Annotated in this window: 21 protein-coding genes; 16 read left to right on the forward strand and 5 right to left on the reverse strand. The window is 73.6% G+C overall.

The window, feature by feature from the left end:
* Positions 1-16: 16 nt before the first annotated feature.
* The 4 genes from EEW87_RS00510 to EEW87_RS00525 all read left to right on the forward strand — a co-directional run bounded on the left by EEW87_RS00510 (position 17) and on the right by EEW87_RS00525 (position 3,567).
* The gene (locus EEW87_RS00510) at positions 17-757 is read left to right on the forward strand and encodes a ComF family protein (RefSeq protein ID WP_123091097.1); all 741 of its coding nucleotides are present in this window, start codon (positions 17-19) and stop codon (positions 755-757) included.
* Between the two features lie 160 nt (positions 758-917).
* Positions 918-1,583, forward strand: a complete 666-nt coding sequence (gene hpf, locus EEW87_RS00515) for a ribosome hibernation-promoting factor, HPF/YfiA family (protein WP_123091096.1) — start codon at positions 918-920, stop codon at positions 1,581-1,583.
* Positions 1,584-1,660: 77 nt separating this feature from the next.
* The gene (locus EEW87_RS00520) at positions 1,661-2,359 is read left to right on the forward strand and encodes a LuxR C-terminal-related transcriptional regulator (protein WP_123091095.1); all 699 of its coding nucleotides are present in this window, start codon (positions 1,661-1,663) and stop codon (positions 2,357-2,359) included.
* The gene (locus EEW87_RS00525; protein ID WP_123091094.1) at positions 2,356-3,567 is read left to right on the forward strand and encodes a winged helix-turn-helix domain-containing protein; all 1,212 of its coding nucleotides are present in this window, start codon (positions 2,356-2,358) and stop codon (positions 3,565-3,567) included. Before EEW87_RS00520 ends, EEW87_RS00525 begins: the two co-directional genes overlap by 4 nt.
* On the opposite strand, the gene EEW87_RS00530 is transcribed toward EEW87_RS00525, so the two are convergent.
* Positions 3,564-4,700 (reverse strand): GNAT family N-acetyltransferase, encoded by a 1,137-nt coding sequence (locus EEW87_RS00530; protein WP_163562353.1) that lies wholly within the window; start codon positions 4,698-4,700, stop codon positions 3,564-3,566. The genes EEW87_RS00525 and EEW87_RS00530 overlap by 4 nt on opposite strands.
* A gap of 189 nt (positions 4,701-4,889) precedes the next feature.
* Here EEW87_RS00530 and secA point away from each other — a divergent pair, with 189 nt between their 5' ends.
* Positions 4,890-7,685, forward strand: a complete 2,796-nt coding sequence (secA, locus tag EEW87_RS00535) for a preprotein translocase subunit SecA (RefSeq protein WP_123091092.1) — start codon at positions 4,890-4,892, stop codon at positions 7,683-7,685.
* A 33-nt stretch (positions 7,686-7,718) separates the two neighbouring features.
* On the opposite strand, the gene EEW87_RS00540 is transcribed toward secA, so the two are convergent.
* Positions 7,719-8,249, reverse strand: a complete 531-nt coding sequence (locus EEW87_RS00540; RefSeq protein WP_123091535.1) for an Rv3235 family protein — start codon at positions 8,247-8,249, stop codon at positions 7,719-7,721.
* Positions 8,246-9,073, reverse strand: a complete 828-nt coding sequence (locus tag EEW87_RS00545) for a LysM peptidoglycan-binding domain-containing protein (RefSeq protein ID WP_148041524.1) — start codon at positions 9,071-9,073, stop codon at positions 8,246-8,248. Before EEW87_RS00545 ends, EEW87_RS00540 begins: the two co-directional genes overlap by 4 nt.
* Positions 9,074-9,258: 185 nt before the next feature.
* On the opposite strand from EEW87_RS00545, the gene EEW87_RS00550 reads away from it, so the two are divergent.
* Positions 9,259-9,801 (forward strand): hypothetical protein, encoded by a 543-nt coding sequence (locus EEW87_RS00550; RefSeq protein WP_123091090.1) that lies wholly within the window; start codon positions 9,259-9,261, stop codon positions 9,799-9,801.
* A gap of 28 nt (positions 9,802-9,829) precedes the next feature.
* On the opposite strand, the gene EEW87_RS00555 is transcribed toward EEW87_RS00550, so the two are convergent.
* Positions 9,830-10,042, reverse strand: a complete 213-nt coding sequence (locus EEW87_RS00555) for a helix-turn-helix domain-containing protein (protein ID WP_068273548.1) — start codon at positions 10,040-10,042, stop codon at positions 9,830-9,832.
* 178 nt (positions 10,043-10,220) lie between these two features.
* Between EEW87_RS00555 and EEW87_RS00560 the strand changes: the two genes are divergently transcribed.
* The 9 genes from EEW87_RS00560 to EEW87_RS00600 all read left to right on the forward strand — a co-directional run bounded on the left by EEW87_RS00560 (position 10,221) and on the right by EEW87_RS00600 (position 21,742).
* A complete protein-coding gene (locus EEW87_RS00560; RefSeq protein WP_123091089.1) occupies positions 10,221-10,901 on the forward strand; it encodes a hypothetical protein in 681 nt (226 codons plus the stop codon).
* Entirely contained in the window at positions 10,898-12,193 is a 1,296-nt protein-coding gene (locus EEW87_RS00565; RefSeq protein WP_123091088.1) for a CpaE/TadZ family protein, read from the forward strand. Before EEW87_RS00560 ends, EEW87_RS00565 begins: the two co-directional genes overlap by 4 nt.
* Positions 12,194-12,222: 29 nt before the next feature.
* Positions 12,223-13,647, forward strand: a complete 1,425-nt coding sequence (locus tag EEW87_RS00570; RefSeq protein WP_068273556.1) for a WS/DGAT/MGAT family O-acyltransferase — start codon at positions 12,223-12,225, stop codon at positions 13,645-13,647.
* The gene (locus EEW87_RS00575; RefSeq protein ID WP_123091087.1) at positions 13,644-14,060 is read left to right on the forward strand and encodes a DUF6912 family protein; all 417 of its coding nucleotides are present in this window, start codon (positions 13,644-13,646) and stop codon (positions 14,058-14,060) included. The genes EEW87_RS00570 and EEW87_RS00575 overlap by 4 nt, the downstream gene beginning before the upstream one ends.
* Before the next feature lie 61 nt (positions 14,061-14,121).
* The gene (locus tag EEW87_RS00580) at positions 14,122-14,424 is read left to right on the forward strand and encodes a hypothetical protein (RefSeq protein ID WP_123091086.1); all 303 of its coding nucleotides are present in this window, start codon (positions 14,122-14,124) and stop codon (positions 14,422-14,424) included.
* Entirely contained in the window at positions 14,421-14,918 is a 498-nt protein-coding gene (locus EEW87_RS00585; protein ID WP_123091085.1) for a hypothetical protein, read from the forward strand. The genes EEW87_RS00580 and EEW87_RS00585 overlap by 4 nt, the downstream gene beginning before the upstream one ends.
* Positions 14,919-14,922: 4 nt before the next feature.
* Positions 14,923-15,414 carry a DUF2505 domain-containing protein gene (locus EEW87_RS00590; RefSeq protein WP_123091084.1) on the forward strand — a complete coding sequence of 164 codons (492 nt, stop codon included), beginning with the start codon at positions 14,923-14,925 and terminating at the stop codon, positions 15,412-15,414.
* Positions 15,415-15,500: 86 nt separating this feature from the next.
* Positions 15,501-20,285, forward strand: coding sequence for an NAD-glutamate dehydrogenase (locus tag EEW87_RS00595; protein WP_225985059.1), 4,785 nt, complete (start codon positions 15,501-15,503; stop codon positions 20,283-20,285).
* Positions 20,282-21,742 (forward strand): sensor histidine kinase, encoded by a 1,461-nt coding sequence (locus EEW87_RS00600; RefSeq protein ID WP_240341623.1) that lies wholly within the window; start codon positions 20,282-20,284, stop codon positions 21,740-21,742. Before EEW87_RS00595 ends, EEW87_RS00600 begins: the two co-directional genes overlap by 4 nt.
* A gap of 78 nt (positions 21,743-21,820) precedes the next feature.
* Here the strand turns inward: EEW87_RS00600 and EEW87_RS00605 are convergent, their stop codons facing one another.
* Complete coding sequence (locus EEW87_RS00605) at positions 21,821-22,069, reverse strand: WhiB family transcriptional regulator (protein ID WP_068273570.1); 249 nt, start codon at positions 22,067-22,069, stop codon at positions 21,821-21,823.
* 406 nt (positions 22,070-22,475) lie between these two features.
* Here EEW87_RS00605 and EEW87_RS00610 point away from each other — a divergent pair, with 406 nt between their 5' ends.
* Positions 22,476-22,889, forward strand: coding sequence for a hypothetical protein (locus tag EEW87_RS00610; protein ID WP_123091082.1), 414 nt, complete (start codon positions 22,476-22,478; stop codon positions 22,887-22,889).
* The last annotated feature ends 4 nt before the right edge of the window (positions 22,890-22,893 follow it).

Consider the following 22,893-nt stretch of genomic DNA (forward strand, 5'->3'; position numbering starts at 1 on the left):
GCACGAGGATGGCGGGGTGAGAGACCTCCTCGCCGCGGCCCTCGACCTCGTCCTGCCCGCCGCGTGCCCGGGCTGCGGGGACACCGGCGCCCCGCTGTGCGCGTCGTGCGCCGCCGCGCTCTCGCCGCGTCCGCGCGTCGTCGTGCCCCGGCCGATGCCACCGGGGTGGCCGCCGTGCTGGGCCGGCGGGGCCTACGAAGGGGTGGCCGCGGCCCTCGTGCGCGCCTACAAGGACGGTGACCGGCGTGACCTCGCGCCGGTCCTCGCCCTGCCGCTGGCCCGTGCGCTCGACGCGGTGCTGCGAGCCGACCCGACGACCGCCCGAACCGCGGCCGGCGGGGGTCTCCTCGTCGTGCCGGCCCCGAGCGCGCCGGGCACCGCTCGCGCCCGCGGCGACCGACCGGTCCAGGCGCTCGCACGACGTGCGGTCGCCGGCCTGCGACCCGAGGAGGCGCGCGTCGTCGACCTGCTCCGGCTGCGCCGCGGGGTCCGTGACCAGGCGACCCTCGGCGGAGCCGGGCGCCGAGCCAACCTCGACGGGGCGATGCACGTGAGCCCCTGCGGCACAGGGCTGCTCGTCGGCGCGACGTGCGTGCTCGTCGACGACGTCGTCACCTCCGGCAGCACCCTGGCCGAGGCGACGCGGGCCCTGCGGCGAGCCGGGGCGGCCCGTGTCGTCGCTGCCTGCGCCCTCGCGACCCCGCTGCGCTCAGACAGGGAGGGACCCGCCCTGGCGAGTGCACCCGTTGGGGTCTAACGTGTCGTCATGGACCCCCAGGCACGCGGCGACCGCGGACCACGGGGGTTCTCTGCGTCTGCCCCGACCAGTGGTCGGCGGCGGCGGCGAAGGGGGTGGGACCCAGCGCGTCAGGCCTAGCACGCCACCACCACGTACCCCCTCGTCCCAAGGAGGACCGATGGAGATCGTCGTCACCGGACGGCACGTCAACGTTTCCGACCGACTGCGCGAGTACGTCGCCGAGAAGCTCGACAAGGTGACCCAGCTCGAGCCACGGATGCAGAGGGTGGAGGTGCTCGTGAGCCACGAGACCAACCCCCGGCAGTCCAAGACCTCGGAGCGCGTCGAGATCACCTGTCGCTCGAAGGGTCCGGTGATCAGAGCCGAGGCGTGTCATGACGACCGGCAGGCAGCCGTCGACCTCGCGACCGACAAGCTCATGGAGCGGCTGCGTCGCGCGCACGACCGCCGCAAGGTGCACCGCGGGCGCAAGGCCCCGGTCTCAGTGGCGGAGGCGACGGCCGGGCTGCAGGCCCCCGAGCCCGTGCTCGACGGGGACAGCACGACCGACGACGGCCCCGACCTCTTCGGCGCGGTCGGCAACAGCCCCATCGAGGTCCGCGAGAAGGTCCACGTCAGCGCCCCGATGACCCTCGAGGCCGCGCTGCGCGAGATGGAGCTCGTCGGCCACGACTTCTACCTCTTCCACGACAGCGACACCGATCGGCCGAGCGTCGTCTACCGCCGCCGCGGCTGGTCGTACGGCGTCCTGCACCTCGAGGCCGCCGCCGACGGAGCGCCCGCGCCCGAGCCAGCCACCGCCGGCCAGGGGGCCCGCGGCTAGCGCGAGCGAGAGCCTGTACGCACAAGGGGCGGGGACGACGCCGGTCGGCGCGTCCCCGCTCCTGCATGATGTCCTGCATGACTGAGCCGATCCGGGTGCTCCTCGTGTGCAGGTACCCCCTGTACCGCCTGGGCCTGCGCGCCGCGCTCGGTGGAGCGGACGCCTTCGACGAGGTCGTCGACGCCGCCACGGGTGCCGAGGCCCTGGCCGTCGCCCCCGGGCTCGAGCCCCACGTCGTCGTCGTCGACAGCAACGTCGTCGGCATGCTCCTGGCCGACCTGCTCCTGCGGTTGCAGCAGGCCTGCCCCTCGGCCCGGGTGCTCGTCCTCGTCTCGGTGACCGACGAGCACGTCTTCGGCGAAGGGGTCCCGCCTGCGGCCGGCTACCTGCTGCGCGAGTGCACCGGCGAGGAGCTCCTCGCCGCGGTGTGCGCCGTGCACGCGGGCGAGCCGGTGGCCGCCGAGGACCTCGGCCCGCTGCTGCTCGCCGCGTACGACTCGATGAAGCTGACGATGGTCAGCCACGGAGAGCCGGTCCGCGAGCCGGTGCAGCAGCGGGAGCTGACCGCCCGGGAGCGCGAGGTCCTCGCCCTGCTGGCCCTGGGCAGGCGCAACCGCGACATCGCCCAGGAGCTCTTCATCGCGGAGAACACCGTGAAGAACCACGTGCGCAACATCCTCGACAAGCTCGTGCTCACCTCGCGGGTCGAGGCGGCGACGTACGCCCTGCGCCACGGCGTGACGGGTGAGCGCCCCGGCGACGCCCGGCGCGCGTGAGCACGGTCCCCGGCCCCCGCCGCCTCGGCCTGCCCGCTGCCCGCCGCGTCGCGCTCGCCGCGCAGGGGCTGGCGGCACCGCGTCCGCAGCGCCCGGTGACCGTGCGCGACCTCGGTCGGGTGCTCGACACCGTGGGCCTGGTCCAGATCGACAGCGTGAACGTCCTCACCCGCAGCCACTACCTGCCCTTCTTCTCGCGGCTCGGCCCCTACGACACGGGGCTGCTCGACCGCATGCGCGACCGGGCGCCCCGCCGGATGGTCGAGTACTGGGCGCACGAGGCGAGCCTGCTGCCGCCGAGCACCTGGCCGCTCATGGAGCACCCGCGGATGCGGCGCGGCGAGGAGGACTCGTGGGGCGGCATGCGCAGGGTCGCCCAGGAGCACCCCGATCTCGTGGCCGCGGTCCTCGCCGAGGTCGAGGCCGGCCGCCCCCGCACCGCCCGAGAGATCGAGGCCGCGCTCGAGCACGACGCCCCCCGCGCCGAGGGCGGCTGGGGGTGGAACTGGTCGCTGGTGAAGAACGCGCTCGAGCACCTCTTCTGGACCGGACGGATCTCCAGCGCCGGCCGCACCCGCCAGTTCGAGCGGCGTTACGCCGGCCTGTCCCGCGTCGTGCCGCCCGCGGACGCCGCCCGGTGGCTCGACCCCTCGCAGCGGCTCGGACCGCAGGACGCGTACGACGAGCTCGTGCGCATCTCGACGCGCGCCCTCGGCGTCGCGGACGTCGCGAGCATCGCCGACTACTTCCGCATCCGGCGCGAGCACGCGCTGCCGGCGCTGGAGCGGCTCGTCGCCGCGGGCGAGGTCGAGGAGGTGCGGGTCGAGGGCTGGTCCGCCCCGGCCTATCTCCACGCCGCCGCGCGGCGCCCCCGGTCGGTCTCCGGGCGCGCGCTGCTGTCCCCCTTCGACTCCGCCGTCTGGCACCGCCCCCGGCTCGAGGCGCTCTTCGACTTCCACTACCGCCTCGAGATCTACACCCCGGCTCCGAAGCGGGTGCACGGCTACTACGTGCTGCCCTTCCTGCTCGGCGACGCCCTCGTCGGGCGGGTCGACCTCAAGGCCGACCGCGCCGCGGGCGTCCTGCGGGTGCACCGGGTCGGCTGGGAGAGCGGGCGCGGGGGAGTGCAGGACCGTGCGGAGCTCGACGCCGAGCTCGACCTCATGGCGCGCTGGCTCGAGCTCGGCGCGGTCGCCGGCGTGGCCTAGGGGCGGACCCGCTCCCAGTGGTCGGCCGGTCCCACCGACCCGTCGGGGGCGGTGGCGGCCGCCTCGTGGCCCCAGCGGGAGAACCCGGCGAAGGAGAGGACGGCGTTGCTCGCCGCGTTGTCGGCGGCGGTCTGCGCGACGAGCCGGCGCAGACTGAGCCCGCCGGACTCGCGCGGGGTCAGGGCGTGCTCCGCGGCGAGGGCGGCGGCGGCCTTGGCCACTCCGCGACCTCGGGCCCGGGGGTAGAGGAAGTAGCCGAGCTCGGCGGTGTCACCGTCGGCGAGGGTGCCGCCGTGCACGAAGACGAGCACCTCGCCGAGGGCGACGTCGCTCTGCGCGTCGGCGACGCACCAGTTGACCCCCGACCCGCTCGCCATGGCGTGCCGGCGGCGGTCGAGCCACGCGTCCCACGTCTGCGCCGTCGGCAGGGCGCGGGCCGGCACGTGGTGGCTCGGGTGGTCCGGCTCCTGGACGCTCGCCCGGTCGTCGTCCCGCCACGGGCGCAGCCGGACTGAGCCGTCGGTGAGCACCGGCGGGACGACCCACGGGGTGCGCGGGCTCATCTCCTGCCCGGGGAGCAGCGAGGCGCACCACGCGTCCATCACCGCCCCGTCGCGGCCGGGGACGCGCTGGGGGAGCGTGCCGTGGTCGGTCATGCCGACCCGCCACGCGACGCGCCGCGAGCCCCAGTTGCCGACGTTGGCGTACCAGTACAGGCTCGGCGCGCCCTGCTCAAAGGCCCATGCCGCCCCGAGACGCATCGCGGCCGTCATCACGCCGCGGCCGCGCACCGCCGGGTGGGTGGCGAAGCCGACCTCCCACGGGTGCTGCAGCGAGGGGCCGGGGCGCAGGTCGAGCAGCCCGGCGAAGGGGGCTTCCTCCTCGCCGTCGCCCCCGGTGAGCTCGACGACGAAGATGCGCACACCCCCTTCGTCCTCCCACTGCGAGCCGATGTGCTCGAGGAATTCGGCGGCGTCGTCCGGGCCGTACGGGCTCGGCACGGTGGTCCACCGCAGGGTCTCGGGGTCGGTGCTCTGCTCGACGACGGCCGGCAGGTCGGCCGGCGTCATCGCGCGCAGCCGGACGCGCCCGTCGTCGAGGACCGGCACGCACTGCGGGTAGCTGCTCGTCATGGCGTCACCCTCGCCGCCCATCCCCGTGGGGGGCAAGTCAATTGCCCTGCGGGCGAAGGGGGAACCGCCGCGCGACCCTCTTCGTTGGGCGCTGCTGTGGCGAGGGACTAACCTGACCCACAGTCCACGACCCCCGAGGCTGCAGGGTCTCGCCGCGGGTCGGATGTCGTCGTCAGGAGAGACATACCCGTGAAGATCGTCGAGAAGCTGCTGCGTGCCGGTGAGGGCCGGGTCGTCAAGCGGCTGGAGGGCATCGCCGCGCAGGTCGCCGCCGTCGAGGAGGACTTCGAGGCGATGAGCGACGCCGAGCTGCGAGGTGAGACGGAGAAGTTCCGCGCTCGCCTCGCCGACGGCGAGACGCTGGACGACATCCTCCCCGAGGCCTTCGCGGCCGTGCGCGAGGCGTCCCGCCGCACCATCGGCAAGCGCCACTTCGACGTGCAGGTCATGGGTGGCGCCGCGCTCCACCTGGGCAACGTCGCGGAGATGAAGACCGGTGAGGGCAAGACCCTCGTCGCCACCCTGCCGAGCTATCTCAACGCGCTCGAGGGCAAGGGCGTGCACGTCATCACCGTCAACGACTACCTCGCGCAGTACCAGGCGGACCTCATGGGTCGAGTCCACCGCGCCCTGGGGCTCGAGACCGGCTGCATCCTGTCGCACATGACGCCGGAGGAGCGCCGCGCGGAGTACGCGAAGGACATCACCTACGGCACGAACAACGAGTTCGGCTTCGACTACCTGCGCGACAACATGGCCAACAAGGTCGACGACCTCGTGCAGCGCGGCCACAACTTCTGCATCGTCGACGAGGTCGACTCGATCCTCATCGACGAGGCGCGCACGCCGCTCATCATCTCGGGGCCGGCCGACCAGCCGACGAAGTGGTACGTCGAGTTCGCCAAGCTCGTCACGAAGCTCGAGCGCGGCACCGCCGCCGACACCCTCAAGGGCATCGCGGCGACCGGCGACTACGAGGTCGACGAGAAGAAGCGCACGATCGGCGTGCTCGAGCCGGGCATCGAGAAGATCGAGGACGCCCTCGGCATCGACAACCTCTACGAGAGCGTCAACACCCCCCTCATCGGGTACCTCAACAACGCGATCAAGGCCAAGGAGCTCTTCAAGCGCGACAAGGACTACGTTGTCATCGACGGCGAGGTCCTCATCGTCGACGAGCACACCGGTCGCATCCTCAAGGGGCGTCGCTACAACGAGGGCATGCACCAGGCGATCGAGGCCAAGGAGGGTGTGGAGATCAAGAACGAGAACCAGACCCTGGCGACGATCACCCTGCAGAACTACTTCCGGCTCTACGACAAGCTCTCCGGCATGACGGGCACCGCCCAGACCGAGGCCGCCGAGCTGCACTCGATCTACCAGCTCGGTGTCGTGCCGATCCGCACGAACCGCCCGATGGTCCGCAAGGACCAGGCCGACCTCGTCTACCGCACGGAGGAGGCGAAGTTCCGCGCGGTCGTCGACGACATCGCCGACAAGTACGAGGAGGGCCAGCCGGTCCTCGTCGGCACGACGAGCGTCGAGAAGAGCGAGTACCTCTCCGCCGAGCTGACCAAGCGCGGCGTGAAGCACGAGGTCCTCAACGCCAAGCACCACGAGCGCGAGGCCGCGATCGTCGCCGACGCGGGGCGCAAGGGCGCCGTCACCGTCGCGACGAACATGGCCGGTCGAGGCACCGACATCATGCTCGGCGGCAACCCGGAGTTCCGCGCGGTCGCCGAGCTGAAGAAGCGCGGCCTGGACCCCGAGGAGACCCCGGAGGAGTACGAGGCGGCGTGGGACGACGCGCTCGCCGCCGCCGAGAAGGCCGTCGAGTCCGAGCACGAGGAGGTCACCGAGCTCGGTGGCCTGTACGTCCTGGGCACCGAGCGGCACGAGTCGCGCCGCATCGACAACCAGCTGCGCGGTCGCTCCGGCCGTCAGGGCGACCCGGGCGAGTCCCGCTTCTACCTCTCGCTGCAGGACAGCCTCATGCGGCTCTTCAACGCCGGCTTCGTCGACCGCGTCATGGCGACGGCGAAGATCGACGACGACACCCCCATCGAGGGCAAGCTGCTCTCGCGCTCGATCGAGTCGGCGCAGAGCCAGCTCGAGGGGCAGAACTTCGAGACCCGCAAGAACGTCCTCAAGTACGACGACGTCCTCAACCGCCAGCGCACCGTCGTCTACGACGAGCGGCGCCGGGTGCTCAAGGGCGAGGACCTCGAGGAGCAGGTCCGTCACTTCATGACCGACGTCGCCGGCGGCTACGTCGACGCGGAGACCTCGGCGGGCTTCGCCGAGGACTGGGACCTCGACCGACTGCTCACGGCGCTCGGCGCGGTCTACCCGATCTCCTTCACCAAGGAGGACCTGCTCGAGCGGGCCGGCGGCCTCACCAAGCTCACGGCGACGAACCTGCGCGAGGAGGTCGTCACCGACATCCACGAGGCGTACGACCGCCGCGAGGCCGAGCTCACCCCGCCGGTGGCGCGCGAGCTCGAGCGACGCGTCGTGCTGTCGGTCCTCGACCGCAAGTGGCGCGAGCACCTCTACGAGATGGACTACCTCAAGGAGGGCATCGGCCTGCGGGCGATGGCCCAGCGCGACCCGCTCGTCGAGTACCAGCGCGAGGGCTTCCAGCTCTTCGAGGCGATGAACGAGGCGATCAAGGAGGAGAGCGTCGGCTATCTCTTCAACGCCGAGGTCGAGGTCGACCAGCGCACGAGCGTCGGCGCCGCCCCGATGAGCGTCTCCGACCTCATCGGCTCCGGCTCGGGCGAGGGCGAGGGCGACGTCGCCCACGAGCGTCCGGCGATCCGGGCGAAGGGGCTCGAGGACGAGCCGAGCGCGCGCAACCTGCACTACTCGGCCCCGTCCGAGGACGGCAGCGTCGAGGAGCGCGACGACGACGAGACCGTCACCGCCGGCAGCTCGCGCTCGGAGCGTCGCGCCGCCGCGAAGAAGCAGCGCAAGAAGCGGTGACGACCAAGCGCGACGGGCTGTGAGCCCCCGCCCTCAGGCCACCTGGAGGGCCGTGACGACCCAGCGTCCGTCACGGCCCTCCAGCCGTATCGCCATGGCGCGCAGCCGCCCGCCGTCGTGCACGACGAGGCTGGCCTCGGCGACGTCGTCGCGCGGGTGGCAGACCCGCGCGGTGCGGACCCGGACGCGGCGGACCACCCCTTCGCCCTGACGAAGGGGGTGACCCGCCCGTCGGGCGGCGAGCGCGCCGCGGCGCGCGACGACGGTGTAGACCTCGGGGGAGGTCCACCGCAGCACCTGTGCCGGCGGCCGCGCTCCGTGCATGACCTCGACGACGGCCTGGCCCACGTGGGCCGCCCAGGCCTGGGCGTCGGGGAGCTCGTCGGCCGGGGTCGGCTGGATGCCGAAGACGGCCTCGTCGCTGGCCATCCGGAAGTCGACGGCCAGCGCGTCCTGGACGTAGGGGGTGCGAGGGTCGCGCCGGTCCGCCTCGTCGCGGGTGGGGAGCGGGACGCCGACCGGCCGCGCCGAGGGCGCGGGGACGATGTGGATGGGCGTGCTCATCGCGCGGTCCACCCCGCGGCGGGCAGCGGGTCGGGTGCGTGCAGGACGGTGCCCGGCAGCACGAGGTCGGGGTCGTCGCCGATGACGGCCCGGTTGGTCTCGTACCAGTGCGGCAGGGTCGCGGCGACCTCCTCCGGGGTCGCGCGGGACCCGAGGTGACGCTCGACGACGTCCCACAGGCAGTCGCCGCGGCGCACGACGTGGCTCACGCGCGGCTCGTGCGCCGGGGCCGCTCGGCCACCGATGACCTCGAGCGAGGGCTGCTGCACCGGCCGCGGGCGGTGGGGGGTCCAGCCCGCCGACGGTGCGACGCCGGGGGGAGCGGCCGACCTCTCGTGCGGCACCGCCGTCGCCCGCCAGGAGGCGTCGGGGACCGAGGTGGGCGCGGTGGCACGCCACCCCGGGTCTGGAGCGGGGGCCGAGGACGGGCCTGCGAGGTCCCCGCTGCCACGACCGGGCGTGCCGGTCGTCGCGGCGCTCGCGGACACGCTCGCACCGGGCAGGACCACGGCGACGCTGCTCGTCGTGACGACGACGGCGAGACCCTGGCGCAGGACGGCGGGGGTGACCCGGTCGGCCAGGCGCGTCACGAGACGCCCGAGCCGGCCCGGCAGCGTGGCGACGAGGTGGAGCCCGCTCAGCGCGCAGAGCCATCCGGCACCCGCGCAGGCAGCGACGGCGCACAGGGCGAGCAGGACCGAGCCGGGGTCAGAGCGCTCGAGCTGCGCGACCGCCGTCCGGCAGGCGGCGGCGAGTGCGACCGTCACCGCCGTGGCGGTGACGAAGAAGCCGAAGAGCGCTCCTCGGCCGGTCGTCGTGGTCATCGTCCTCACCTCTGCGTCGTCGGGCTGCCGGTCTGCGACGATCATCTAATGCCGTCAAACAACAGCAAATAACATCAAACGACATCGAGCAACAGGGTGGTCGCCGAGCGGTCATCACGCCGCGCGGCCCACGCCGCTGAGCGCGCGCCCGGCGGGGGAGCCGGCGCGCGGGCAGGATGTCGCCCATGCGCTGGGACCGTCTCTTCGACGACCTCGAGTCGCAGCTCGCCGCCCAGGAGCGTCTCGAGCTCGACAGCGAGGTCGCCGAGCGCACCCGCGTCGAGCGCTCGAAGGTGACGCTCACCGACCGGCTCGTGGGGTCGACGGGAGCCGTCGTCGGAGCGCACCTTCTCGGCGGGCGGCGGCTCGAGGGGGTGCTCGTCGACGTGGGGTCGGGGTGGTTCGTGCTCGAGGCGCGCTCGCGCCCGACACTCGTCGTCACCGGCGCCGTCGTCTCCCTGTCCGGGCTGGCCCGGCGGCCGCGCAGCACGGCGAGCGCACGGCGGCTGACCCTGGGCTACGCGCTGCGAGGGGTGAGCCGGGACCGCCGGGTCGTGCACGTGCACGACGTCGGGGGAGGGCTGACGACCGGCACGATCGACGGGGTCGGGGCCGACGTCGTCGACGTCGGCGAGCACCCCGTGGACGTGCCGCGGCGGGCGGGCGACGTGCGCTCGGTGCGGGTCCTGCCGCTGGCGGCCCTCGCGGCCGTCGCCGACGCGGGGTGAGGCGGCTCAGCCCCTGGGCGAGGCGGGGTCAGCCGTCGCGCTGGGAGTCGACGAAGGCCTTCGTCTGCGAGTACATCCGCTCGATGTAGGCGTCGAGCTCGGTGAGCTCGACGCGCCACTGGCCGCGCCCGCCGACCTTGATCGCCGGCAGCTCTCCGCTGCGCACGAGGGCGTACGCCTGGGCAGCGGAAATGTCGAGGGTCTCGGCGACCTCGCTCAGCGGGACGAATCTCTTGGCCATGGTCTCTCGCACGACGGGCAGGACGGGAGCCGTCAGTCTGCCACTGCTCGCGCGGGGTGCGCCGGAGCCTGTGGAGACCGCGTGCCGCGGGGCCCCGACCTGGGCCATAGTGGGGCACGCAGCCTGCGGGCGTCGCCGAGGACACCCGCCCGTCACCGACGAGAGCCAGGGGAGCACCGTGAGCGCCGATCTGCCCGCACCGACCGCCCGACGACTCTCCGCGCCGAGCTGGAAGGACAGCCGTCTGCTCGTCGGCGTCGTGCTCGTCCTCGCCTCGGTCGTCGTCGGGGCCCTGGCGATCGGCGCGGCCGACGAGCGGGTCGGGGTGTGGGCCGCGGCCTCGGACATGACCCCGGGCGACCCCGTGCGCGAGAGCGACCTCGTGCGCGTCGACGTCTCGCTCGGTGACCAGGCGGGCAAGTACCTGCAGACCGGGCGTGAGTTCCCCCAGGGCGCGACCATCGACCGCGAGCTGCGCCAGGGCGAGCTCGTGCCCCGCTCCGCCCTCATCGACCGCGGCGACCTCACCGTCTTCCCGACCGTCGTCCACGTCCCCGCGACCGATCTCAGCGGCCTGGCGAAGGGGTCGCGCGTCGCGATCTACGCCGCCGCTCCCCTCAGCTCGCAGGACAAGCAGGCTGGCAGGCGACCCGAGTACACCGAGCTGCTCAGCCCGGTAACGGTGCACCGCGTGCCGACGCAGGGCGGCACCGTCATCGGCGGCAGCAGCGCGGACTCGTCCGTCGAGCTGCTCATCCCCGAGGACGAGGTCGAGCGGGTGCTCTCCGCGGACACCGACGCCGACCCACCCCTCCGCGTCGTGGCCAACGGCGGCACCCTCGCCGAGGTCGCGGAGTGATCGACGTCCTCGTCGCGGTCGGCCACGGCTGGGAGAGCCAGCTGGTCACCGCGATCGACGAGGTCCCCGGGGTCCGGGTGGCACGCCGGTGCCCGGACCTGGCGGACCTGCTCGCCGCCGTCGCCGCCGGGCACGGCGACGTCGCCATCGTCTCGGCCGACCTCAGGGGCGTCGGACGCGACGCCGTCGCCCGGATGTCGGGCGACGGCGTGGCCGTCGTCGGGGCGTCGACGGAGGGTGACGAGCCCTCGGAGCGCGTCCTGCGCCAGCTCGGCGTCGAGACCGTCGTCCACCCGGGTCTCGACCGCGACGAGCTGCGCGAGCGCCTGGGCACGGCAGCCCGCAGCACGGCCCGACGCGCCGACGAGACGCAGATCGACGCGCGAGGGCCCGGCGGGGCGGGCGACGACGACACCGTGACCGACGCCGAGCCGGTCCGCGGCCGGGTGGTCGCGGTCTGGGGCCCGACCGGTGCGCCCGGCCGCACCACCGTGGCGGTCGGGGTGGCCAGCGAGGCGGCGGCGCTCGGGGTGCCGACCGTGCTGCTCGACCTCGACACGTACGGTGCCTCGGTCGCCCAGGCGCTGTCGATGCTCGACGAGTCGCCGGGCATCGCGGCGGCGGCCCGGGCGTCCGAGCTGGGCACCCTCGACCTCGTCTCGCTCGCGCGCCTCGCCCCCGAGGTCGCCCCGGGGCTTCGGGTCGTCTCCGGCGTCGTCAGCCCGCAGCGATGGCCCGAGCTGCGTGCCTCGGCGGTCGAGCAGGTCCTCGAGCTGGCGCGGGGGCTCGCCCCGCTCGTCGTCCTCGACCTCGGCTTCTGCGTCGAGGAGGACGAGGAGCTCTCCTACGACACGGCTGCGCCGCGTCGCAACGCGACGACCCTCACCGCGCTCGCGGTCGCCGACGACCTCCTCGTCGTCGGTGCGGGTGACCCCGTCGGCCTGCAACGGCTCGTCCGGGCGGTGCAGTCGTTGGCGTTGGTGCCGAGCCCGCAGCCACGCACCGTCGTCAACAGGGTCCGCGCCGCCGCGGTCGGGCCCGACCCGCAGCGACGGATCTCCGAGTCGCTCGAGCGCTTCGCCGGCCTGACCGGGCTCGTCTTCGTCCCGGACGACCCCGCGGCGACGGACGCGGCGATGCTCGCGGGTGCGACCCTCGCCGAGAGCGCCCCGAGCAGCCCGGTCCGTCTGGCCCTGCGGGCGCTGGCCGCCGACCTCCTCGACGTCGAGGTGCCGCGGGCCGAGCGCCACGAGCGGCGTGGGTTGCGGCGGGCCCGCACGAGGAGCAGGTGAGCAGGCAGGCCCCGTGCGACGATGACCCGGTGAGCCAACGACTGTCCGCCCTCGACTCGTCGTTCCTCTACCTCGAGGACGCCACGCTGCCGATGCACGTCGGGTCGGTGATGATCTTCGAGCCCCCACGTGACGGCTTCGACTACGACAGCCTCGTCGAGCTCATCGCCGAGCGCATCGCGAGCTCGCCGCGCTACCGCCAGCGCGTCCAGAGCGTGCCCGCGCGGCTCGCGAACCCCGTGTGGGTCGACGACGAGGACTTCGACCTCACCTACCACGTGCGCCGCTCCGCGCTCCCGCGTCCGGGTGACGACGAGCAGCTCGAGGAGTTCGTCGCGCGGATCACCTCGCGCCCGCTCGACCGCAGCCGTCCGCTGTGGGAGCTCTACTTCGTCGAGGGGCTGACCGGCGGCCGCTTCGCGATCGTCAGCAAGGCGCACCAGTCGCTCGTCGACGGCATCAACGCCGTCGACGTCGGGCACCTCCTCCTCGACCCCGACGGGGTCCACCCGGACGAGGAGACCCGCCGCCCCACCGGGTCTCCCAGCCCCCTTCGCCTCGTCGCCGACGCCGTCATGGACTCGGTGCGCCGACCCAGCCAGGTCGCCGACAACGTCCGCGGGGGTCTGCGCGACGTCTCCGAGACCGGGCGGCGCGCCCTCGGCCTGGCCGGCGGGCTCGTCTCGACCCTCGCCCAGGTCGGCACGCGCCCGGCCCCGCAGTCGCCGCTCGACGTCACCGTGTCGGGCACCCGTCGGTGGGTCATGGTGCGCACGGACCTCGCGGACTACCGCCGCATCCGGACCAGCCTGACCCGTGGGCGCTACGTCGAGGACGTGACGATCAACGACGTCGTCCTCGCGACGATCACCGGTGCGCTGCGCACGTGGATGCAGAACCGCGGCGAGCACCTGGGCTCGACCGCCGTCATCCGCGTGATGGTCCCGGTGAGCGTCTACGACGAGTCCGGCGACCACCGCTCCGGCTCGCGCCTCACCGCGTGCTTCGTCGACCTGCCCGTCGGCGAGGCCAGCCCGTCGATGCGCCTGCACCAGATCGCCTTCTCGATGCGCCAGCAGATGGAGACCACGCAGGCGGTCGACGCCGCCTCGCTGTCCTCGCTCGGCGGATTCGCGCCGCCCACCCTGCACTCGCTCGGCGCGCGGACCGGAGCGGCGATGACCCGGCGCCTCTTCAACCTCGTCGTGACCAACGTGCCCGGCCCCCAGCAGCCCCTGTACGCCGGTGGAGCGCGGCTGCTCGCGACCTACCCCGTCATGCCGCTCTCGCGCGGGCAGGCGCTCGCCGTGGGGCTGACCTCCTACGACGGGTCGGTCTACTTCGGGCTCAACGCCGACCGTCTCGCGATGCCCGACCTCGACGTGCTCGCCCAGGCGGTCGACGAGGCCCTCGCCGAGCTGCGGGAGAGCCCGCGGGGCGGGGGTCGGTCGTGAGCGTGCGCGTCTACCTGCCGCTGGTCATGTCCGACCTCGCCGCCGTGCAGACCTCCGGCGAGGTCCCGCTCTCCTCCCGCCGCACCGTGCACGCCGTGACGGCGGGGGACCGCGCGGACCACCCGGGCGAGGACGAGGAGGACCTCGAGTTCGAGGCGACCTGCCAGGCGCTCGACAGCGCCGCTGACCGCCGCCGGACGAAGGGTGAGCGCCGCGTCGTCGTCGCCGCCGACGTCGCGTCGGTGGTCGAGCAGGACGCGTGGACCGTCGTCGTCGAGGCCCCCGTCGCCCTGTCCGACGTCGTGTCCTTCCACGTCGAGGAGAGCACCGGCACCGCGCTCGGCGAGGGCTACGACGACCTCCTCTGGTACGACGTCACCGAGCTCGACCAGCTCGTGGCCGAGGCGGGCTGACCGGCGGCCCTGTGGGCGACCCGGCGGCCGCCGGCGACGTGACGGATACGCTGACGGCACCATGCCAGGACACCCCGAGCCGCAGCGTCTGACCGAGCTCGCCACCGAGGTCGGCGGTCTCGGACGGCTCGCGCGGGCCGCTGGCGACGAGCTCCTCGACAGCCTCGTCATGGTGGGCGACCACGGCACCCAGCGGGTCGTCGACGACGCGGTCGACGCCCTCGTGAGCGCGCTGCGCGGGGTTGACGCCGAGTGCGCCGAGCTGGCCTACGTCCTCGGCAGCACCGGCGCCCGGGGCGCGGCGCGCCGCGCTCCCTCCAGCGCGGCGCGACCCGCCGAGGACCACGCCCGCGAGGGACGATGAGCGCCGCGCTGCTGGGTGACGCCGCGTCGGTCTCGGCCCTCGTCGCGTCGCTGCGACGACGGGCCGGCGACCTCGAGGTCCGCGCCGACGAGACCGACGCAGCCCACGCGGCTGCCGCTGCGGGGTGGACCGGTCGCGTGGCCGTCGGGCACCGTCGCCGGGTCGACGCCGTGACGGCGACCAGCCGCGGTGCGGCCGCGCGGATGCGAGAGCTCTCCGACGCGCTCGACGACTTCGCCGCAGCGCTCGGCGAGGCGCAGCACGACCTGCGCCGCGCGAGCGACGAGGCCCGCTCGCACGGGCTCGTCGTGCAGGACGGGCAGGTGCTGCCCGGGTGGGGCATCTCCGGCGAGGCCGACGGCAGCGCGGACGCCGAGCGTGCCGAGACGGCCGAGCGGCTGGGCCGACGGCTGCAGCGCAGCGCGGTCCTGCTCGAGCGCCGCCGAGCGGCCCTGGCCCACCGCGCCGAGGAGGTCTCGAGATGGCTACCGTGAGGCCATGCGCTTCCACCGTGCCTACAGCTTCGACGCCCCCTGCGAGCAGGTCTACGACCTGCTGATGGACGAGGGCTTCCAGCGCGAGCGGGTCGCCCGGACCGGGACCGACCCCCGCGCCGAGGTCACCCGCGGCTCCGACGCCGACGTCGTGAGCATCGTGCTCAACCTGCCCACCGACGGTGCGCCCGGCCCGGCGAAGAAGTTCCTCGGCGACTCCCTCACCGTCACCGACGACCGTCGCTGGGAGAGCGACGCCGCGTCCGACGGCGCCCGACGCGGCACGGTCGTCGTGCGGGTCAAGGGCGCCCCCGTGACGATGGACGGCACCCTCTCCCTCACGCCCGAGGGGCAGGGCTGCAGCCTCGTCGTCGAGGGCGACCTCACGTGCTCCATCCCGCTCGTCGGGCGCTCTCTCGAGGGTCAGATCGCCGAGGTCATCGGGGGCTTCGTCGACAGCGAGGCACGCGCGGTCAGGCGGCGTCTCGGCGCGTGACGGCACGGCGCTAGGCTGGGTGCTGCGAGCCGACGAGGACGTCGGCCACCCGCCGTCGAGACCGCAGATCAAGGATGCCCGAGCACATGGTTCCGCTCTCCGCCGACTCGTCCTCCACCGTCGCCGAGGGGGCCGCCACGGCGGCCGCCGCGGCTGGTGAGGACCCCACCTTCGTCCGCCGCTACCTGCGGCACGTGGACCCGGCCGAGGTCTCCGGCCGACCACCCGAGGACCTGCTCGCGCTCGCGAGCCGGCACCGCTCCGCCGCCGAGCGGCGCTCGGCCGGGCAGTCCCACCTCCACGTGAGCAACGGCTCGGTCGACGTCGTCACCGACGACCGTCCCTTCCTCGTCGACTCCGTCGTCGGGGCGCTCGAGCGCCTGGGCCACCGGGTCACGCTCGTCATCCACCCGCAGTTCGCCGTGCGCCGCGACGACGACGGCCGCATCGTCGACCTGCGCGACGCCCCCACGGGCGGCCAGGGCGTCGCCGCCGGCGAGCTCGCCGAGTCGTGGATGCACGTCGAGACCTCCGCGTCCGCCGCCGACGACGAGGTGCTGACGACGACGGTGCGCGACGTCCTCGACGACGTGCGCTGCGCCGTCCAGGACTGGGAGGCGATGCAGCAGCGCGCGCTGGAGCGCGCCGACGAGATCGCCGCGTCCGGTGACGACGACGAGCTCGACGAGGCCGCCGAGCTGCTGCGCTGGCTGACCCGCGACCACCTCACCTTCCTCGGCATCCGCGACTACACCGTGACCGACGCCGGCATGGAGCCCGTCGCCGGGTCCGGTCTCGGTCTGCTCGCCGACGACGCGTACACCCTCAGCGAGGCCGAGCAGCGCCTGGCGCAGGACCGCGTGGGCGTGCGCATCGGCAAGGGCAGCGCACGCTCGACCGTGCACCGCACCGCCTACCCCGACCACGTCGCCGTGCGCTGGCAGGGCAGCGACGGCTCGCTGCGCGAGACCCGCGTCGTCGGGCTCTTCACCTCGAGCGCCTACACCGAGCCGGTCATCACGATCCCCGTCGTCTCGGCGAAGGTCACCTCGATCCTGCACACCGCCGGGTGGAGCGAGGACTCGCACTCCGGCAACCGGGTCCTGCGCCTGCTCGAGACCTTCCCCCGCGACGAGCTCTTCCAGGACGACGTCGAGCACCTCGACCAGGTCGTGCACTCGATCCTGCGCATCGAGACCCTGCGTCAGACCTCGCTCTACCTGCGCGGCGACGCGCAGCGCCAGTACGTCACCGCCCTCGTCTACCTCTCGCGCGACCGCTACACGACGACGGTGCGCCACCGCATCGAGGAGGTCCTGCTCACCGCGATCGGGGCCGACGAGGCGACCTTCACCGCCCACGTGAGCGAGGACTCCCTCGCGCGGCTGTACTACGTCCTGCGCCGCACCGACGGCAAGCCGGTCTACACCCCGTCCTCGGACGAGGCCGGGTCGCTCGGCGACCGGGTCGCCGCCGCCTCGCGCACGTGGACCGAGCACCTCGCCGCCGCCGCCGAGGAGCGCCTGGGCGATCGCGCCGAGGCGATGCTCGCCCCCTTCGTCCACGGCTTCCCCGTCGACTACCAGGACGACTTCGACGCCGCGCAGACCGTCGCCGATCTCAAGAACCTCGTCTCCATCGACGAGGACCACCGCTTCGAGTGCGTCCTGTACGACCCCCGTCGCGGCCACGGTCGCGACGACGGCGCGACGGTCCGCCGCTTCAAGCTCTTCAGCATCGACCGGGTCTCCCTGGCCCGCGTCATGCCGCTCTTCCACGACCTCGGTCTCGAGGTCGTCGACGAGGAGCCGTACATCGTCACCCGCTCCGACGGCGAGCGCATCGGCGTCTACGACTTCGGCCTGCGGGTCGACGACGCGGGGCTGTGGGATCAGCACACCCACGAGGAGCTCCGCGAGCTCGTCGAGAGCGCGGTCACCGCGGTCTGGTCGGGTCGCGCCGAGTCCGACGCGCTCAACTCGCTCGTCGTCTCCGCCGGTCTCACCTGGCGCCAGGTCGCCCTGCTGCGGACCGTCGCGCGCTACCTGCGCCAGACCCGCACGACGTGGAGCCTGCGCTCGCTCGCCGAGGCGCTCACCGAGCATTCCCAGATCGCCCGCGAGCTCGTCGCGCTCTTCGACGCCCGCTTCGACCCCGACGTCGAGGGTGACGCGCAGGCGCGCGAGGCGGCCCAGGCCGAGATCCGCGGCCGGATCGACGAGCTGCTCGACGACGTCGCCTCGCTGGCGCACGACCGGGTCATCCGCTCCTTCGTCGGCGTGATCGCCGCGACGCTGCGCACGAGCTACTTCCAGCACGACGAGCAGGGCGAGCCGCTGCCGCGGATCAGCCTCAAGCTCGAGCCGCGCAAGGTGCCCGACATGCCCAAGCCGTGGCCCGCCTACGAGATCTGGGTGTGCTCGCCGATGGTCGAGGGCGTGCACCTGCGCTTCGGCGCGGTCGCCCGTGGCGGTCTGCGCTGGAGCGACCGGCGCGACGACTTCCGCACCGAGGTGCTCGGCCTCGTCAAGGCGCAGATGGTCAAGAACGCCGTCATCGTGCCGACCGGCAGCAAGGGCGGCTTCTACGGCAAGCAGCTGCCCGACGCCTCCGCCGACCGCGAGGCGTGGATGGAGGCCGGCCGGGCCGCGTACCGGCAGTTCATCTCAGGTCTGCTCGACATCACCGACAACCGCGTCGGCTCCGAGGTCGTCCCGCCCGAGCGCGTCGTCCGCGTCGACGGCGACGACCCCTACCTCGTCGTCGCGGCCGACAAGGGCACGGCGACCTTCTCCGACCTGGCGAACTCGGTCGCGCAGGAGTACGGCTTCTGGCTCGACGACGCCTTCGCCTCCGGTGGCTCGATCGGCTACGACCACAAGGGCATGGGCATCACGGCCCGTGGCGCGTGGGAGTCGGTCAAGCGGCACTTCCGCGAGATGGGCGTCGACACCCAGAGCGAGGACTTCACCGTCGTCGGCATCGGCGACATGTCCGGTGACGTCTTCGGCAACGGGATGCTCCTGTCCGAGCACATCCGCCTGCTCGCGGCCTTCGACCACCGTCACGTCTTCCTCGACCCGGACCCCGACGCGGCGAGCTCCTTCGCCGAGCGCCGGCGCCTCTTCGACCTGCCGCGCAGCTCGTGGGCCGACTACGACACCTCCCTCATCAGCGAGGGCGGCGGCGTGTGGCCGCGCTCGGCGAAGTCGATCCCCGTGAGCGAGCAGGCCGCGGCCGCGCTCGGTCTCGACGGGGCGACCTCGCTCGCGCCGAACGACCTCATCCGCGCGATCCTCCTCGCGCCGGCCGACCTGCTGTGGAACGGCGGCATCGGCACCTACGTCAAGGCGCAGAGCGAGAGCCACGACGAGGTCGGCGACCGCTCCGGCGACGCCTACCGCGTCGACGGCGCCCAGCTGCGGGCGAAGGTCGTCGGTGAGGGCGGCAACCTCGGCGCCACCCAGCGCGGTCGCATCGAGGCCGCGCAGAGCGGCGTGCGGATCAACACCGACGCCGTCGACAACTCCGCCGGCGTCGACACGAGCGACCACGAGGTCAACATCAAGGTCCTCCTCGGCGACGTCGTGCGCGAGGGCGGTCTCGACGAGCCGGCCCGCGTCGACCTGCTCGCCTCGATGACCGACGAGGTCGGCGAGATGGTCCTGCGCGACAACTACGAGCAGAACGTCCTGCTCGGCAACGCGCGCGCCCAGGGCGGCTCGATGCTCTCGGTCCACGAGACCTTCATGACCGACCTCGAGGAGCGCGGCGAGCTCGACCGCGAGCTCGAGTTCCTGCCGAGCAAGACCGAGGTCGCCCGCCGTCAGGAGGCCGGGCAGGGGCTCACCTCGCCCGAGCTGTCGGTGCTCCTCGCCTACAGCAAGCTCGCGCTCAAGGTCGACCTGCTCGAGTCCGCGACCCCGGACGACCCGGCGACCGAGGACATGCTGCTCTCGTACTTCCCGCAGCGCATCCGGGACGAGTACGGCGACCAGGTGCTCGCGCACCCCCTTCGCCGCCAGATCGTCACCACCGTCCTGGCCAACGACGTCGTCAACCGCGGCGGCATCACCTTCGTGCACCGCGCGGTCACCGAGACCGGCGCGACGCCCGAGCAGGTCGCCCGGGCCTACGTCGTCATCCGCGAGGTCTTCGGTCTCGACGACTACGTCGCCGAGGTCGAGGCGCTCGACGCCGTCGTGCCGACCGAGGTGCAGACGCGGCTCTACCTCGAGTTCCGCCGGCTGCTCGACCGCGGGGTGCGCTGGCTCCTCGCCGCGCGCCCGGGACGGCTGGCGATCCGCGAGGAGATCGAGCGCTTCGCGCCGGTCGTCGCCGAGCTCGGCTCGAGCGTCGGCGGCATGCTCCAGGGCTCGGAGGCGAAGCGGCTCGAGGACAACACCGCCGACCTCGTCGAGCGGGGCGTCCCCGAGCAGCTCGCCGCCCGCGCCGCGTCGCTGCTCGACGGCTACTCGCTGCTCGACATCACCGACATCGCCGCCGACTCGGGGCAGACGCCGGAGCAGGTCGCCGAGCTGTACTACCTCGTCTCGGAGCGCTTCGGCATCGACGACCTGCTGCTGCGCGTCACCGCGCTGCCGCGCGTCGAGCGGTGGGACAGCCTGGCCCGCGGCGCGCTGCGCGACGACCTCTACGCGACGCTGCAGGCGCTCACCCGTTCGGTGCTCGAGTCGAGCTCGGAGCTCAGCGACCCGACGCCCGAGGAGCGGTGGCAGAGCTGGCTCGACGGGCACGACGAGTCGTGGGAGCGCGTGCGCACCTCGCTCGCCAGCATCCGCGCGCTGTCGGCGCCGACCGTCGCCGCCCTGTCCGTCGCGCTGAGGATGCTGCGCTCGGTGACGCGGTGACCCCAGTCCGCACGACGACCGAGGTCTTCGCGGCCAGCGGTCTGACGCAGGCCGAGGTCGAGCGGCTGCGGCTGGTCCTCGAGGACTGGCAGCTGCTCGCCGACCTCGGCTTCTGCGACCTCGTCATGTGGGTGTGCCTCGACGAGGGCTGGGTCGCCGTGGCCCACGCCCGCCCGATGACGGGGCCGATGGCCTTCGTCGACGACATGATCGGGCGGCACGCCTTCGACGACCTGCGCGAGGTCATCGACGCCGCCGCGGACGCGGGTCAGTGCATCGACGCCGACGGCCTGGAGGGCACGACGAAGGTCGCCGCCGTGCCCGTGCGGCTCGGCGGGCGCACGGTCGGCGTCGTCACCCGGCACCAGCCGGGTGGTCGTGACCGCTCGACCAGCCCGCTCGAGCGCACCTACGGCGAGCTCACCGACACGCTGAGCGAGATGCTCGTGCGGGGGGAGTGGCCCTCGGCGTCGGCCCCGACGGGTCAGCGCCGCGGTGCGCCCCGGGTCGCCGACGGGGTCATCCAGCTCGACGAGCGGGGCGAGGTCCTCTTCGCCAGCCCGAACGCCGTGAGCGCGATGCGTCGTCTCGGCCACGACGGCCAGATCCTCGGTGCGGTGCTCGCGCAGGCGATCGGCGGTCTGCCGCGTCTCGACGGCCCGCTCGACGAGGGCCTGGCCATCGTGGTCATGGGTCGCGCCGCGTGGCGCGCCGAGGTGACGGCGGGCGGCCAGGCCGCGACCCTGCGGGCCCTCCCGCTGACACGGGGTGGCGCCCGTCAGGGCGCGATCGTCCTCATCCGCGACATCTCGGACCTGCGGCACCGCGACGAGCAGGTGCTCAGCAAGGACCAGACGATCCGCGAGATCCACCACCGGGTGAAGAACAACCTGCAGACTGTGGCGGCGCTGCTGCGCATGCAGGGGCGCCGGGTCGAGGACGGCGAGGGCCGGCAGGCGCTGCGCGAGGCGGAGCGCCGGGTCGGGGTCATCGCGATGGTCTACGAGACCTTGAGCACCGGCTTCTCCGAGGAGGCCGACTTCGACGAGATCGCCGTGCGCGGGCTGCGCGGCATCATCGAGGTCGCGCGCACCCAGGGCTCGCTCGACTCACGGGTCGAGGGCAGCTTCGGCTGGATGGGCCCGAACGAGGCGACCTCCGTCGCGCTCATCCTCTCCGAGCTCATCCAGAACGCCGTCGAGCACGGCGTGCCCGACGGGGGAGCGATCGTCGTGCGGGCCGAGCGCACCGCGGCGGACGGCGAGGACATCCTGCGGGTGAGCATCACCGACGACGGGGCGGGTTTGCCGGCGGGCTTCCGGCCCAGCCGGGCCGGGCTCGGCACCCGGATCGTCACCTCGATGGTGCAGGACCTGCGTGGCACGATCCGCTGGGAGGACAACCCCCAGGGCGGGACGACCGTGCGCTTCAGCGCCCGGCTGCGTCAGCGCAGCTGACCCCGGGCGACGGGAGAGCCGGTGGCCGCTCCGTGAGGAGCTGGCCGCCGGCTCGGGTCGTGCAGGTGGGTGGGCGTCTCAGCCGGCGCGGCGGGCGCGGGCGTTACGACGCTTGAGCGCGCGGCGCTCGTCCTCGGACAGACCGCCCCAGACGCCGGCGTCCTGGCCGGACTCGATGGCCCACTTGAGGCAGGTGTCGATGACCTCGCAGCGGCGGCACACCTTCTTGGCCTCCTCGATCTGAGCGATCGCGGGGCCGGTGTTGCCGATGGGGAAGAACAGCTCGGGGTCCTCGTCGAGGCAGGCTGACCGGTCGCGCCAATCCATGTAGTCGTGCTCCTTGTCTGTCTGTGGGGCCTAGCGGTGGTGGCCTGGGATCCTGACCCGGGCAGGGGTCAGGGGTGGATCACCAGTCGATCGGCGTTGACGGACGGTGCTCGCTCGGGAGTCCCGGTCGGGGACACCCTGTGCCAACGATCCACGCAGGCTCGATTGTTCCGGGCCGGGGCGCGTGAGGGCAGGCAGGAGCCTGTATCGGGGGCGACCCTCGATGTTAGCCGGGGACGGGCATGTCCCGCTAGGGGTAGCGGCCGGTGAGTTGCCGGCGGGTCTCGGCCCCGTGGTCGTCCCACCCCATCACGGGGGTCCGACGACGCGCCCACCGGGTCGCCCGCGAAGGGCGGCCGACGCGCACCCGGGGCTGATGCCGGGGCGGAGTCGTAGGGTGCGGCCTGTGAGCACCGCACCACGACCCGACGGCGCCCGGACGGGCCTGGCCCCCGCTGCCCTCGTCGCGGGGGCGGTGTGCGCGGTGTACGCGCTCGCCCTGCTCGTCGCGGCCGGCCTGTACCTGCGCGAGCTCGTCACCGGTACGACCGACGTCGCCTCCGCCGCGGCGCTCTCGCTCGTCGTCACCGCGATCTTCACCGTGCTTCTCGCCGCCATGGCCCGCGGGTGGCTCACCGGCCGCCGCTGGCCCCGGACCGCGACGGTCGTGTGGTGCCTGCTCACCCTGCCGGCGATCTGGACCCTCAACACCTCCAACGGCCTGCTCGTCGCCGCCCCGCTCGCGGTGCTGTCGATCGCCGGTCTGCTCGCCGCGATGTCCTCGCCCGCCGCCGACCTGCCGGAGGACACCGTCCACTGAGGCG

Source organism: Janibacter melonis, from assembly GCF_003721155.3.
GTDB classification, from domain to species: domain Bacteria; phylum Actinomycetota; class Actinomycetes; order Actinomycetales; family Dermatophilaceae; genus Marihabitans; species Marihabitans melonis.